Origin of the sequence: Mesorhizobium sp. LCM 4577, assembly GCF_001854795.2 — a bacterium.
GTDB classification, from domain to species: Bacteria; Pseudomonadota; Alphaproteobacteria; order Rhizobiales; family Rhizobiaceae; genus Mesorhizobium; species Mesorhizobium plurifarium.
This window is the reverse complement of sequence record NZ_MDDU01000006.1, coordinates 86,882-99,791: the sequence shown is the minus strand read 5'-3', so window position 1 is coordinate 99,791 and position 12,910 is coordinate 86,882. Positions and strand designations below refer to the sequence as shown.

General features: G+C 64.5%; 13 protein-coding genes and 1 tRNA gene. 7 read left to right on the top strand and 7 right to left on the bottom strand.

The genetic code is table 11. The annotated features are described in order from the left end of the window. Nucleotides 1–298: 298 nt before the first annotated feature. A tRNA-Leu gene (locus LCM4577_RS11060) sits at nucleotides 299–383 on the bottom strand. Between the two features lie 343 nt (nucleotides 384–726). Here LCM4577_RS11060 and tig point away from each other — a divergent pair. Further along, nucleotides 727–2,217: a trigger factor gene (gene tig / locus LCM4577_RS11055; protein ID WP_040981612.1), complete on the top strand. Its 1,491-nt coding sequence runs from the start codon at nucleotides 727–729 to the stop codon at nucleotides 2,215–2,217. Nucleotides 2,218–2,394: 177 nt separating this feature from the next. After that, nucleotides 2,395–2,922, top strand: a complete 528-nt coding sequence (locus tag LCM4577_RS11050) for a hypothetical protein (RefSeq protein ID WP_071071144.1) — start codon at nucleotides 2,395–2,397, stop codon at nucleotides 2,920–2,922. 10 nt (nucleotides 2,923–2,932) lie between these two features. Here the strand turns inward: LCM4577_RS11050 and LCM4577_RS11045 are convergent, their stop codons facing one another. From LCM4577_RS11045 to map, 3 genes are read right to left on the bottom strand one after another with little or no spacing between them, the layout of a single operon-like run. Further along, the gene (locus tag LCM4577_RS11045) at nucleotides 2,933–3,547 is read right to left on the bottom strand and encodes an isochorismatase family protein (RefSeq protein ID WP_071071141.1); all 615 of its coding nucleotides are present in this window, start codon (nucleotides 3,545–3,547) and stop codon (nucleotides 2,933–2,935) included. 16 nt (nucleotides 3,548–3,563) lie between these two features. After that, a complete protein-coding gene (radC, locus tag LCM4577_RS11040; protein ID WP_071032003.1) occupies nucleotides 3,564–4,325 on the bottom strand; it encodes a DNA repair protein RadC in 762 nt (253 codons plus the stop codon). A 33-nt stretch (nucleotides 4,326–4,358) separates the two neighbouring features. Then, nucleotides 4,359–5,186 (bottom strand): type I methionyl aminopeptidase, encoded by an 828-nt coding sequence (map, locus tag LCM4577_RS11035; protein WP_041008132.1) that lies wholly within the window; start codon nucleotides 5,184–5,186, stop codon nucleotides 4,359–4,361. Between the two features lie 168 nt (nucleotides 5,187–5,354). Between map and LCM4577_RS11030 the strand changes: the two genes are divergently transcribed. The 4 genes from LCM4577_RS11030 to LCM4577_RS11015 all read left to right on the top strand — a co-directional run bounded on the left by LCM4577_RS11030 (nucleotide 5,355) and on the right by LCM4577_RS11015 (nucleotide 8,977). Then, nucleotides 5,355–5,750: a hypothetical protein gene (locus LCM4577_RS11030; RefSeq protein ID WP_083354695.1), complete on the top strand. Its 396-nt coding sequence runs from the start codon at nucleotides 5,355–5,357 to the stop codon at nucleotides 5,748–5,750. 113 nt (nucleotides 5,751–5,863) lie between these two features. Continuing rightward, complete coding sequence (locus LCM4577_RS11025; protein WP_071032005.1) at nucleotides 5,864–6,100, top strand: hypothetical protein; 237 nt, start codon at nucleotides 5,864–5,866, stop codon at nucleotides 6,098–6,100. Between the two features lie 139 nt (nucleotides 6,101–6,239). Next, nucleotides 6,240–7,214 carry an ABC transporter substrate-binding protein gene (locus LCM4577_RS11020; protein ID WP_071071139.1) on the top strand — a complete coding sequence of 325 codons (975 nt, stop codon included), beginning with the start codon at nucleotides 6,240–6,242 and terminating at the stop codon, nucleotides 7,212–7,214. Nucleotides 7,215–7,375: 161 nt separating this feature from the next. Beyond that, a complete protein-coding gene (locus tag LCM4577_RS11015) occupies nucleotides 7,376–8,977 on the top strand; it encodes an iron ABC transporter permease (RefSeq protein WP_082369744.1) in 1,602 nt (533 codons plus the stop codon). Between the two features lie 58 nt (nucleotides 8,978–9,035). Here LCM4577_RS11015 and LCM4577_RS11010 read toward each other — a convergent pair whose 3' ends face one another. Then, a complete protein-coding gene (locus LCM4577_RS11010) occupies nucleotides 9,036–10,079 on the bottom strand; it encodes an ABC transporter ATP-binding protein (protein ID WP_071071138.1) in 1,044 nt (347 codons plus the stop codon). A gap of 213 nt (nucleotides 10,080–10,292) precedes the next feature. Between LCM4577_RS11010 and LCM4577_RS11005 the strand changes: the two genes are divergently transcribed. After that, complete coding sequence (locus LCM4577_RS11005) at nucleotides 10,293–10,598, top strand: DUF982 domain-containing protein (protein ID WP_040981602.1); 306 nt, start codon at nucleotides 10,293–10,295, stop codon at nucleotides 10,596–10,598. A 15-nt stretch (nucleotides 10,599–10,613) separates the two neighbouring features. Here LCM4577_RS11005 and LCM4577_RS11000 read toward each other — a convergent pair whose 3' ends face one another. Together LCM4577_RS11000 and LCM4577_RS10995 are read right to left on the bottom strand one after the other, a co-directional pair. Continuing rightward, nucleotides 10,614–11,300 carry an aspartyl/asparaginyl beta-hydroxylase domain-containing protein gene (locus tag LCM4577_RS11000; RefSeq protein ID WP_041007298.1) on the bottom strand — a complete coding sequence of 229 codons (687 nt, stop codon included), beginning with the start codon at nucleotides 11,298–11,300 and terminating at the stop codon, nucleotides 10,614–10,616. Nucleotides 11,301–11,407: 107 nt separating this feature from the next. Beyond that, nucleotides 11,408–12,901, bottom strand: coding sequence for an efflux transporter outer membrane subunit (locus tag LCM4577_RS10995; protein WP_071071137.1), 1,494 nt, complete (start codon nucleotides 12,899–12,901; stop codon nucleotides 11,408–11,410). Between the last annotated feature and the right edge of the window lie 9 nt (nucleotides 12,902–12,910).

Below are 12,910 nucleotides of genomic sequence, written 5' to 3'. Positions count from 1 at the left end.
TAGGAAGACGTCGATTATCGGGTAGCCTGATTTGTCTCCAAGAACGGAATCGATGCCGCATTTGGGGCAAATAGCCGTTGCCCCACGTCCGGCTTCATCTTCATCTACCCATTCTTGGATATCAGAGGGAGGATAGACGGAAAGGCAAAAGAAACATCCGCAGATTAGGCTGCTCTCCACCTCTTGCCTATGGTTGGAGCTGTGTTTGTGGGCTTGCCTGAGTTCGTCAGGGATTTCCATCATCGAAGCGACATCGGCTAAGGGCGGCCTGCCACCCGAAGCTCGCCAGAGCGAAGGGTGGTGCGGATGAAGGGACTCGAACCCCCACGCCTTTCGGCACTGGAACCTAAATCCAGGGCGTCTACCAATTCCGCCACATCCGCTTTCCCCGGCAATCCCATGTAGCCATCATTCTGTCAATGTCGGGGCTCAAATGGCCATTATTCGCCTGATCGCGAAGATGGTTGAAAATTAGCCTAGCCTGTGACAAAAGGCGTGTCGAATGTGACGGGACGCGACTATCCGCTTCTGCAGAATGTAAGAAGAAGTAGGAAAAACAAAGACTTCTTCACATTTTGGGAAGTGCAGTTCAGGAGAGTTTGAGCCGCTTAGCGGTCAAATCACCGGGTTCCGTACAGAAAGCCATTTCCGGCAAGATTATACCGGCAGGCTGTGAACGGCTAAGGACCGTTTGGCAGCCTCATTGGTGAAGACAAAGGTTTTAGGATGCAGGTCACCGAAACACTCAACTCCGGTCTCAAGCGCGAGATCAAGATCACCGTGCCGGCCGGTGACATGGAAGCCAAGCTGATGGCGCGGCTGACCGATGCTCGCGACAAGGTGCGCATTAACGGCTTCCGCCCCGGCAAGGTGCCGGTGCAGCATCTGCGCAAGATGTACGGCAAGTCGTTCATGGCCGAGGTCGTCAACGAGATCCTCAACGACTCGACCCGTTCGATCATCTCGGGCCGCGGCGAAAAGGCCGCCATGCAGCCCGAAGTGATCATGACCGAGGACGAGAAGGAAGCTGAGAAGATCCTGGCCGGCGGCGCCGATTTCGAATTCAGCCTCAATTACGAGGTCATCCCGGCGATCGAGATCAAGGATTTCTCCGACATCAAGGTGACGCGCCAGGTCTATGACGTGCCGGAGCAGGAAGTCGACGAGCAGGTCAAGCGCGTTGCCGAATCGGCGCGCAGCTACGAGCCGAAGACCGGCAAGGCCGCCGAGGGCGATCGAGTGAGCATCGACTATGTCGGCAAGATCGGCGGCGAGGCGTTCGCTGGTGGTGCTGGCACCGACCAGCCGCTGGTGCTCGGCTCCAAGGAGTTCATCCCCGGCTTCGAGGACCAGTTGATCGGCACGAAGGCCGGCGACGAGAAGCAGGTCACCGTCACGTTCCCCGAAAACTATCAGGCGGCGCATCTGGCCGGCAAGGAAGCCACCTTCGACGTCACCGTCAAGGAAGTGTCGGCGCCCGGCGCGCTCGAGGTCAATGACGAGACGGCCAAGAATCTCGGCTTGGAATCGCTGGAGCGCCTGCGCGAGATCGTGCGCGGCCAGCTCGAGAACCAGTTCGGCTCGATGACCCGCCAGAAGGTAAAGCGCCAGCTGCTCGACCAGCTCGACGCATCCTACTCCTTCGAGGCGCCGTCGAAGCTCGTCGAGGCCGAGTTCAACAACATCTGGGCTCAGGTCAACCGTGACCTCGAAGCCGCCGGCCGCACTTTCGCCGACGAAGAGACGACGGAAGAAGAGGCGCGCGCCGAATATATGCGCCTTGCCGAGCGCCGTGTGCGCCTTGGCCTGGTTCTGGCCGAGATCGGCGAGAAGGCCGGCGTCACCGTGTCGGACGAGGAATTGCAGCGCGGCCTGTTCGAGCAGGTGCGCCGTTTCCCGGCCAACCAGCAGCAGGAAGCCTTCGAGTTCTATCGCAGCAATCCGGAAGCCATCAACGCGCTGCGGGCGCCGATGTTCGAGGAGAAGGTCGTCGACTATCTGCTCGGCCAGATCTCGGTCAATGACGTCAAGGTCGGCAAGGATGAGCTGATGGCCGACGACGAAGAGGCCGAAACCGCGACCAAGGCGAAGCCGGCCAAGAAGGCCTCCTCGAAGAAGGCCGAAGCCAAGGCAGAGGCGGGCGAAGCCGCCGGCGAGGCCGAGGAGCCGAAGAAGAAGGCGGCGCCGAAGAAGAAGGCTGCCAAGGAAGCCGAGTGACAGGTTTCAATACCGCGATTTAGAAAAGGCCGCCTCGGGGCGGCCTTTTCATTAAGATCTGCTTCATTGTGGCGGCGCGGCAACACAGGCAACTTGTCTTGATGGGCCGCCGCTGGCGATACCAGCCGTTGAACATTATCTGCGTTTCATCGCATTCGCGGGTGTTTGGAGGCATTGGTGAGGCTGGGGTTCATGATGGGAGACGTGGTCGCCGCCGCGGCGCTCTTGTTTGCCGCAGCAACCGGCGCCGCGCGGGCCGAGCCGGATCTCGGCAATTGGAGCGTCGCCACTGGCGACGATGGCCAGATCACGGCATCGCTGCACGCCAGCAACAAGCTGATCACCGGAGGCGGGGCGCTGGGCTACAGCCCGGTGCTGACCTTGGCTTGCCGGCCCGACGGCCAGCCGCGGTGGAGCGAACGGCTCCAACTCAATGACGCCGTCTCCGCCAGTCGCAAGATCACCATCTCCGTCATTGTCGATGGCGGCGGCAGGATCGATGAAAGCTGGTCGGTCGGCCCGCGCGGCAGAACACTGGTCAAGGATGGAGACGACGGCATCAGGCGTCTGGTTTCGGCGAACCGGCTGACGCTGTCATGGCGCTTCGGCCTGCTGTCGGGGCGCGGCGAGGCCGATTTCGAGCTCGCCGGTCTCTCCGAGGCGATCGGCCAGATCGCAGCGAGCTGCAAGACCGATCCGCCTTGAAGATAGCTGCCTAGAGTAAGCTCGCAAGCTCGGCGGCCGTCATCACGCGCCCGAACACCTTGCCGATGATAGCGAGCGTGGCATTGTGCGATGCCTCGTCCAACCCGCCATTGGCGTCGCTGACGAAAGCCACTTTGTAGTCGCGCATGAAGGCGCTGCGGGCCGTCGATTCGCAGCAGATGCTGGTCACCGTGCCGATGATGATGACGGTGTCGACCTGGCCGGCGCCGCGGATGTTGCGCAGCACCGTTTCCAACTGGGTGTTGTGGAAGGCGTCATAGCGGTGCTTCTTGATGATCACCTCACCCGGCAAGGGAGCGAGTTCCGCGACGATCTCCGTGCCGGCGCTGCCTTCGCGCATGCCTTTGGCTTTCAGCCTTGGCTGGTAGGCGGTTTCGAGCGGCGATATGTCGAAATGGTCGCTCAAGACATGCTGCGTGTAGATCACCGGAACGCCATGCGCTCGGCACAGGTCGATCACCTGCCGCATGACCGGAATGCGATGCCGGGCCATCGCCACTTCCATCACCGCGCCTTCATCGACGAAGTCGCTCTGCATGTCGATGACCAGCAGGGCGGCGCGCGCCTTGTCGAACGGCCACGGTTCCTTGCCGTGCAGAGACATGTCGGTTCTTCCCATTTCAGATCAGCAGCAGGCCCTTCATCGAGGCATTGCCCTTGCGGCCGATGATGATGTGGTCGTGCACGGCAATGCCGAGGGGCTTCGCCGTATCGATGATCTGCTTGGTCATCTCGATGTCCGCGCGGGAGGGTGTGGGATCGCCCGAAGGGTGGTTGTGCACCAGGATGACGGCGCTGGCGGAGAGCTCGAGCGCGCGCTTCACCACCTCGCGCGGATAGACCGGCGTGTGGTCGACGGTGCCGGTCTGCTGCACCTCGTCGGCGATCAGCCCGTTTTTCTTGTCGAGGAACAGGATGCGGAACTGCTCGCGGTTCTCGAAGGCCATGGCCGAGCGACAATAGTCGAGCAACTGCGTCCAGTTGGACAGGACTTCGCGCCCGCGCACCTCGCCGCGCGCCATGCGCTGGGCCGTCGCGGCGATCACCTTGAGATCGGTCGCGACGGTCGGCCCGATGCCTTTGACTTCTTCAAGCAGGGATGCCGGCGCGCCGAGCACTTCGGCCAGCGAGCCGAAGCGAGCGATCAGCGCCTTGGCGATCGGCTTGGTGTCGACGCGCGGGATCAGCCGGAACAGCAGCAGCTCGAGCAGCTCATAGTCGGGCAGGGCATCCGGTCCGCCGGCGACAAAGCGTTCGCGCAGGCGGTCGCGATGGCCGTGATAATGGGGCTTTTCGGTCGCTGCGGCTTTTTTCAGCGCCGTCTTGGGCGGCTCGATCCAGCCTTCGGAAAAGAACGCCCGCTCGTCCTCGACTTTGCCCATATTCGCCCGCTCCCCCTCAGGCATAGTCGAGTTCTAGGCTGGCAAGCCGGGGCGGTCGAGCTTTTTCGGCGACAGCGTAAAGATCTCGCAGCCGGTGTCGGTGACGCCGATCGTGTGCTCGTACTGCGCCGACAGCGAGCGGTCGCGCGTGACCGCGGTCCAGCCGTCCGACAGCACCTTCACATGCGGGCGGCCGAGATTGATCATCGGCTCGACGGTGAAGATCATGCCGGGTCGCATCTCGACGCCTTCATTGACGGTGCCGTAATGCAAGATGTTCGGCGCGTCGTGGAAAAGCTGGCCGACGCCGTGGCCGCAGAAATCGCGCACCACCGAGCAGCGCTCAGCCTCGGCATAGGTCTGGATCGCGGCGCCGATGGCGCCGGTGCGGGCGCCGGGCTTGATCGCGGCGATGCCGCGCATCAGGCACTCGTAGGTCACCTCAAGCAAACGCTCGGCGGCGCGCTTGATCGTGCCCACCGGATACATGCGCGAGGAATCGCCATGCCAGCCGTCGAGGATGTAGGTGACGTCGATGTTGACGATGTCGCCTTCCTTCAGCGGCTTATTGTCGGGAATGCCGTGGCAGACGACATGGTTGATCGAGGTGCAGGACGATTTGGTATAGCCGCGATAATTGAGCGTCGCCGGTAGCGCACCGTGGTCCATGCCGAATTCGAAGACGAAGCGGTCGATCGTTTCCGTCGTCACGCCGGGCTTCACCATCGGCACGAGCTCGTCCAGGCAGCGCGCGGTGAGGTCGCAGGCCTTGCGCATGCCGGCAAAACCTTCCTCGCCATAGAGGCGGATCTGGCCGGTATTTCTAAGGGGGGCCGTGGAGGCGTCGAGATAGGTTACCATTTTTGTCCGTTGCCGGCGTTGGCTCCAAAAAGGCCGAACGCGAAAATCTGCTCCAGATTTGGCACCGGAAGCCGCAAGGTTCAAGGACGAAGTGCGGTTGCGACGTCCATTGCGGCTTTCCTTCGGCCGTTCCATGGGTTAGGCCGGGTCTGTTATCCGGAGATTGCCTTGACGGCACCTAAACGCGAAAGATCGACGCTGCTGCCGGCCAGGACCGCCTTTGCGGGCCTGATGGCGCTGCTGATGCTCGCGCTGCTGGGCTTTGCACAGGCCGGAATCTCCGCATCGGCCGTCTCGCTCCAAGGCGGCTCCAGCGTCAGCGCCACCCGCCAGGGCGACACGATCGCGCTGCTCAGAACCACCGGCAAGGCGCAGGCGCTCGAGGTTCGGGCCAGCCGGCCGCTGCCGGCAAAACCCGTCAGCGGCAACCCCGGCGCGCTTGCGCCCGCAGCCGATTTTCTGGTCGTCGCACAGGGGTTGTCAGCCGAGATGGGCGTCACGCCCGCGGCGGGAAGCGCGACGCCTTCGCGCACCAACCAGCCCCGCGCGCCGCCCGCTGCATAAAGCCTTAGCCGCAAGGCGCGGCACTCAAATCAAAAACATCTCTTCGCGTCGCGACCCGGCGACGGCCGCGGGCCGTCCGCCGGTCGCGTGCGCGTCAGTTCGGATTCCGTTCAATGCAACGCATCAAGACATTCAAGACACTTACCCGCGCCGCCGCCGCGGCCTCTTTTCTAGCAATCCAGGCGGTGATCTGCATCGGCACCGTATACTGGGCCGTTGCCGCCACCCTTCGCATGGAGGGAACGGCGGCGATGGTGCTCGCGGCCATCTTCGCGCTGCCGTCCGCCTATCTGCTGATGGTGGTTATCCGCATGGCCTATGACGCAGAGACAGACCCGGCCAACCAGTAGCGCCGACGATATGGAACAAGAGCAGGRCGGCGCGGGTTGCGTCGCCCTGTCACATAATGGTTATCCTGCGGCCTTAGTCAGGTTTTCCAGCCCCGGCGCTTGCCGGACTTCCTCAGCTTGATCAAGAACAGGTATTTCCATGCGCCAGATCGTCCTCGCCGCCGCCCTATTGCTGGCAACCGCCGCTGCGGGCGCCGCCGCCGACAGCACGCTGGTGCTCTATACCAGCCAGCCGAACACCGACGCCCAGCAGACGGTCGACGCCTTCATGGCCAAGAACCCGGGCATCAAGGTCGACTGGGTACGCGACGGCACGCCGAAGATCCTGGCGAAGCTGCATGCGGAGATCGAGGCCGGCCAGCCGCAGGCCGACGTGCTTCTGATCGCCGATGTCGTGACCATGGAGGGTCTCAAGAAGGAAGGCCGCCTGCTTGCCTATCCGGAGGCCAAGGTCGACGGCCTCGACGCCGCGCTCTACGACAAGGACAAGAGCTATTTCTCGACCAAGCTGATCACCACCGGCATCGTCTACAACACCAAGGCGCCTTTCGTCCCGACGAGCTGGGAAGATCTGAAAAAGCCGGAGGCCAAGGGCCTCATCGCGATGCCGAGCCCGCTGACCTCGGGCGCGGCGATGATCCACACGGTGACGCTCACCGGCAACCTGCCGGAGGGCTGGGATTATTATGGCGCGCTCGCCAAGAACGGCGCGCAGGCGAGCGGCGGCAATGGCGACGTGCTCAAGGCCGTCAGCGGCGGCGACAAGCTGTTCGGCATGATCGTCGACTACATGCCGATCCGCGAGAAGGCCAAGGGCGCGCCTGTCGAGTTCGTGTTCCCGAAGGAAGGCGTGTCAGCCGTCACCGAGCCGGTCGCCATCCTCTCCACCGCCAAGAACAAGGACGCCGCCAAGGCCTTCGTCGATTTCCTCTTGTCGAAGGACGGACAGGAAGTGGCGGCCAAGATGGGCTACATCCCGGCGCGCGCCGATGTCGCGCTGCCGGCCGGCTATCCGGACCGCGCCTCGATCAAGGTGCTGGATTATGATGCGGCGGCCGCGCTCGCCAACGATGCGCAGAACAAGGAAAAGTTCAGCGCGGTGATGAGTCAGTAAGCGGCGCGAAGGGCAAGTTGGCCTCCGCGKAACATCGCGTCGCCGGGTCGGGCCCGGCGTTGCCGCGGGCAGGCGGTTTCGCGCTGCCAGGCACGATATCCGGCCGGCGTCTGTCGGCGCTGGCTGTTCTGCTCGTCGTCGCCGTGCTCAGCCTGCTGCCGATGGCGCGTCTCGTGCTTGCGGCGATCGCGCCCGGCGGAGAGGTCGATTTCGCAGCCTTCGCCGGGCGGCTTGCCAGCCCTGCCGCGCTCAAGGCGACGTGGCATACGCTGGACACGGCCTTCTTCGGCGCCCTGCTGGCGCTTTGCCTCGGCATTCCGTTCGCCGTCGCGGTGACGATGACCGATCTGCCGGGACGCAAGATCCTCGGCTTCCTTCTGCTCTTGCCGCTGATGATCGCGCCGCAGGTGACGGCGCTCGCCTGGCTGCATCTCTTCGGCCCGTCGAGCACGCTGCTCGGCATGCTCGGGCTTGCGCCTCAGCCCGGCAGCGGCAATCCGATGCTTGGCCGTGGCGGCATCGTCCTTCTCTATGGCGTCCAGCATGCGCCGATCGTCTTCATCACTATGCGGGCTGGGCTGTCGCGCGTGCCGCGCGATCTGGTCGAGGCGGCGCGCTCTTGCGGCGCACGGCCGCTCGGCGTGCTGCGGACAATCGTGCTGCCCGTCCTGCGGCCCTATGTGGTGGCCGCCGCTGCCCTTGCCTTCGTTTCCGGCGTCGGCAATTTCGGCATACCGGCGCTGCTCGGCATGCCGGTCAATTATCTCACCCTGCCGACCCTGATCTATCAGGACCTGTCGAGCTTTGGTCCGAGCGTGTTGCCGCAGATCGCGGCGCTGTCGGTGCTGGTCGGCGCCCTGGCGCTTGCGGGCATGGTGTTCCAATCGCTGGCCCTGCGCGGCGCCGGACATCGCATCGTTGCCGGCACGCCGGCGCAATTCGAGCTCGGGCGCTCGCGCATGCCGCTCGCCTGTGCCGGCTGGCTGGTCATCGGCCTGGTCCTCATCCTTCCGGCCTGCGCGCTGCTGGCGACGTCGCTGGTGCCGTCCTTCGGCGTGCCGCTCGGTCCGCGCACGGCAACGATCGCCAATTACGCGGAAGTGCTCGTCCGGCAGGCGTCCACGGTGCGCGCCTTCCGCAACTCGCTGCTCTTTGCGGGCGGCGCGGCGCTGATGCTTGCCTTTGGCGTCATCCCGATGGCCGCACGGCTCGAGCGCTTCGACAAGCGCTGGCGGCGCGTGCTCGGCGGCATCGTAGACCTGCCTTACACGATCCCCGGCGTGGTGCTGGCGATCGCCTGCATCCTTTTGTTCCTGCGGCCGCTGCCGCTGATCGGCAGCCTCTATGCGACCGCGTCGATCATCCTGGTCGCTTACGCGATGCGCTTCCTGACGTTGGCGATGAAACCGGTGACGACGGCCGTCGGGCAAATTCCGCGCGATCTTGACGAGGCGGCAGCAGTATCCGGCGCCGGCCCGATGCGGCGGCTCTGGACGATCACCGCGCCGCTCGCGGCGCCCGCGGCCGTGGCCGGCGGGCTGCTGGTGTTCATGAGCGCTTTCAACGAGTTGACCGTCTCGGCGCTGCTGTGGTCGAGCGGCAAGGAAACGCTCGGCGTCGTGCTGTTCAGTCTGGAAGAGGCGGGACTGGGCACGCAGGCGGCGGCAATCGCCGTGTCCACGATCGTCGTCGTGATCCTGCTGCTTCTGGTGCTCGACCGGTTCGGCCGCCGCTTGCCGGCCGGGGTATTGCCTTGGCGATGACCTTTGTTTTCCGCAATTCCGGACGGAAAACCGCTAAGCACTTTTTCTGGAATTGCTCTTAGGCGCCCGGCACCACCCAGGCATCGGACACCGCGACATGCACGCGCTGTCCCGTCGCCAGCGCCTCGGTGCTGTCGACCAGCAACTGCTGTCCGGGCTCGGCGAGCGCCAATCGCACTTCATGCACTGGCCCGCGATAGACGCTGTCCAGGACCGTCGCTGGCAGGCCTTCGGCCGCGATGCGCAAGGCCTCCGGGCGTAGCAGGACCTTGACCGCGCCCGCCGGTCTTTCGTGGCTGCGCGCCGCGAGCCGGTGGCCGGCGATATCGATGATCGAGGCCTGGTCCGAATGGCCGACGGTGTTGCCGGAGAGCAGGCTGCCGCGGCCGACGAAGCCGGCAACCGCGGCATCGGCGGGAGAACGATAGATCTCCTGCGGCGGTGCCGCCTGCAGCAGCCTGCCCTTGCTCATCACGGCGACGCGGTCGGCAAGCGCCAGCGCCTCGGCCTGGTCATGCGTGACATAGACGATCGTTGCGCCGGTGCGGCGATGGATGTCGCGGAAGGCATCGACCATTGCCGAGCGCAGATGCATGTCGAGATTGGCGAGCGGCTCGTCGAACAGGATGATGCCGGCCTCGGCGACCAGGCAGCGCGCGAGCGCCACGCGCTGCCGCTGGCCGCCCGACAACTCGTCGATGCGGCGCTTGGCGAAGCCGCCGAGCCCAACGATATCGAGCACGGACGCGACGCGATCTGGGATGCCGGCTGAAGGCACATGCCGGGCTTTCAGCGGATAGGCGACGTTTTCGGCGACATCCATATGCGGCCACAGCGCGTAGGACTGGAAAACGACGCCGACATTGCGCGTCTCCGGCGGCAGCTGCCGCTTCGGGTCGGCGACAAGCGCGTCGCCAAAAAACACGCGGCCTTCGCTCGGCGCCTCGAAGCCGGCGATCAATCGCAGCATCGTCGTCTTGCCGCAGCCGGAAGGGCCGAGCAGCGCCGTGAAGGAGCCCTTCGGAAAGGCCAACGAAACACCGTCCAGCGCGGTCGTTTCGCCATAGCGCTTGACCAGAGACTCGACCCGGATTTCGCTCATCTTTTCGCCCACGGCAGCTGTGATGGCAGGCAATACGGTGGAAATCCGGCATTGGCAATGCAGCCGGTATCGATGCGGACCGACGCCGATCTGCCGCACCGGCGAACCGATTCTTCACCGCACTGAGGTCACATTTGCGAGTCAGAAGCCCCCAAAAGAAACTTTTCAGAACGAGCGGCGTTGCTCCGGCTGCGCCAGTTCGGGAGACAGGGAATGGACAGACTGCAATTCGAGGTGCCGGTGCGCATCACGCCCGCGCCCGGCCTGCCCGTCGAGGAAATCTACAGTGTCGAGCAGGCGCTCGATTTCCTGCAGGATTGGCCGAAGCGCCGCCAGGGCAAGGTCTACGAAGCCGCGTTCAACGCCTGCTTCGGCGCGACGGTCGATGTTGCCAGTGCCGAGGAGGCCTGCCGCGCCTTCGCGGCCTTCTGTCGCGTTAGCGGATTGCTGGCGAAGGACGCGATGTTCCCTGGCAAGCGTGGCAACGGGGCGGGGACGTACCGCGAGGCGCGGGCGTAGGCGCAATCGCAGCTTTCAGCCGCCGAACGATACGCCCCGATAGCGCATCCCCACCTGCACGCCACGCACGATCACGCGTGACAGGATTTCCATGTCGAGCGGCATTTGCGGGCGCCACACGTCGAGCAGGAGCGCGACGCGGGGCTGATCCGAGTTGTTCATGACTTCATGCTCGAACGTGTCGTCCCAGAGCATGCACTCGCCGTCGGCGATGCGCCTTTCCTCGTGGTTGATCATCATGATCGTCGCCGGGCGGCCATCCGCCTGTTTCGGGATGACCAGGCCGAGATGGAATCGCATGATGCCGCGAAAAGGTCCGCGGTGCGGCGGGATATGCTTGCGCGGGGCGAGGAACGAGACGGCCGCCGATTTGACCTCGGGGCACTCCGCAAGCAGCCGGGTCAGCACCGGCATGCGCGCGAGGTTCTCCGGCACCGTCATGTCATAGGCCTTGAGCACGAACATGCGCCAGTCGAGACCGTCATTGGCCGAGATATCGGCCTGCTCCGGCATGATGTCGTGGAAGCGCGGCGCCGTGTTCAGCTTCGCTGCCAGCGCTTCGTCGCGGATATCTTGCCAAGCGGCGCTGAACTTCGCCGCATTGGGGAAATGCGTGCCGGCATCAAGAATGGCCGGTGCATCTATGCGCTTTTCATAGATACGGCGAACCAGGTTGGTTCCGAGATCGTAGGCGCCTGACATCTCATTACCTCAACGAGGCTGTTATATAGTGGGATATTGTTTGCGGCCACGGCTCACGGAGATTTGTACGGGCCGTCAACAGGCGGATAGACATCCTGCGCCTTGTCTCACTCGGCCTTCGATGCCAGTCGCGGCCCGGTGCCGACATCGATGATTTCAGGCCTGGCGGTGTCGATCGCGCCGTCCCAGCCGCCGCCAAGCGCCTTATTGAGGGCTATGTAGTCGGTGGCGATCGAGACGCGGCTTTGCAGGGCTGAATCGTCGGCGGAATAAGCCGACCGTTCGGCGTCGAGCACGTCGAGAAGGCTGGTCTCGCCAGCCTTGTAGAGCGTTCTTTCAAGCCGCGCGGCATCGCCATAGGACTTCGCGGAGGAGGCGAGCTTGCCGTTCCGGATGCGTTCCTGCGACAGCGAAACCGTGGCGTTTTCCACGTCTTCCAGCGCCGTCAACACGGAAGCCTTGTAGGCGACGAAATACTGGTCGCGTTGAGCCCTGGCGACGTCGACGGCTGCCTGCAGCTGGCCGCCATTGAATAATGGCACGCTGAGCGTGGGGCCAAAGGACCAGCCTATGGTGGAGTTCTTGCCGAGATCGCCGAGCTTGAGAGACGTGGTGCTGATGTCGCCGGTCAGGCTGACGCTCGGATAGCGCGCGGCCTCGGCCTGGCCGATCTTGGCGGTGGACTGCGCATACTGCCGTTCGGCCATGCGCACGTCCGGGCGGGTGAGCAGGATGTCGGCCGGGATACCGGTCGGGATCGGCAGGCGCGGCGCCGGGATCGGCTTTACGCGCTTCAAGCGCTCGGTGAGGGCCGCCGGCGGCCGCCCGGTCAGCACTGAAAGGCGATGCACGGCCTCGGCATAGCTCGCTTCCAGGCTCGGAACGCCGGCTTCCGTGCCGCTGGCCTGTCCTTCCGCCTTGGCGACATCCGCCGCGGTCGCCGAACCGGCCAGAGCCATCGTGCGGGTGAGCTGTGCGGTCTGCCGCTGCGATGCGGCGGAGCGCCGGGCAAGCGCTATGCGCGCCTGGTAGCCGCGCGCCTGGACGTAGTTCGAGGTCACATCGCCAACCAGCGTGAGAAGGGTCGAACGCAGTTCCTCCTCGGAAGCGTCCAGCCCGTAGCTCGCCGCCTCGACGCCCCTGCGGTTGGCGCCGAAGAGGTCGAGTTCCCAGCTGGAATCGAAGCCCGCCTGATACTGGCTGTAGGTCTCGCTGGCCGTCGTGCCAGCGGAAGTCGCGGAAACCCGGTTGCGGGTAGCCGAGGCCGAACCGTCTGCTGTGGGGAACAGCGTGCCGACCGACTGGCGGTAGCTCGCCCGCGCCTCGCGGATCTTGGCCTTCGCGCTTGCCACATCGAGATTGCCGGCAACCGCTTCCTCGACGAGCGCGTTCAGCTCGGGATCGCGCAGGCGCTGCCACCATTTCGACAGTTGCGCCGGCTTTGCCGGTTTCGCCGCCTTCTGCCCGCCCCAGCTCGCCGGCATCGCCAGCAGAGGTTTCTGGTAGTCCGGCCCGACGACGCATCCCGAGAGCAGGGCAGCGGCAAACGCGGGCAAAAAGAGCCCCTTCGCGGTCGCGAGACCGCGTTCAAAATCAAACATTTGAGAGAA

Bases quoted from the DNA above. Each gene is read 5' to 3' on its own strand.
- tig (WP_040981612.1), top strand. From the start codon at position 727: ATGCAGGTCACCGAAACACTCAACTCCGGTCTCAAGCGCGAGATCAAG.
- LCM4577_RS11045 (WP_071071141.1), bottom strand. From the start codon at position 3,547: ATGTCTCTGCACGGCAAGGAACCGTGGCCGTTCGACAAGGCGCGCGCC.
- radC (WP_071032003.1), bottom strand. From the start codon at position 4,325: ATGGGCAAAGTCGAGGACGAGCGGGCGTTCTTTTCCGAAGGCTGGATC.
- map (WP_041008132.1), bottom strand. From the start codon at position 5,186: ATGGTAACCTATCTCGACGCCTCCACGGCCCCCCTTAGAAATACCGGC.
- LCM4577_RS11025 (WP_071032005.1), top strand. From the start codon at position 5,864: ATGCAACGCATCAAGACATTCAAGACACTTACCCGCGCCGCCGCCGCG.
- LCM4577_RS11020 (WP_071071139.1), top strand. From the start codon at position 6,240: ATGCGCCAGATCGTCCTCGCCGCCGCCCTATTGCTGGCAACCGCCGCT.
- LCM4577_RS11015 (WP_082369744.1), top strand. From the start codon at position 7,376: ATGGCGCGTCTCGTGCTTGCGGCGATCGCGCCCGGCGGAGAGGTCGAT.
- LCM4577_RS11010 (WP_071071138.1), bottom strand. From the start codon at position 10,079: ATGAGCGAAATCCGGGTCGAGTCTCTGGTCAAGCGCTATGGCGAAACG.
- LCM4577_RS11005 (WP_040981602.1), top strand. From the start codon at position 10,293: ATGGACAGACTGCAATTCGAGGTGCCGGTGCGCATCACGCCCGCGCCC.
- LCM4577_RS11000 (WP_041007298.1), bottom strand. From the start codon at position 11,300: ATGTCAGGCGCCTACGATCTCGGAACCAACCTGGTTCGCCGTATCTAT.
- LCM4577_RS10995 (WP_071071137.1), bottom strand. From the start codon at position 12,901: ATGTTTGATTTTGAACGCGGTCTCGCGACCGCGAAGGGGCTCTTTTTG.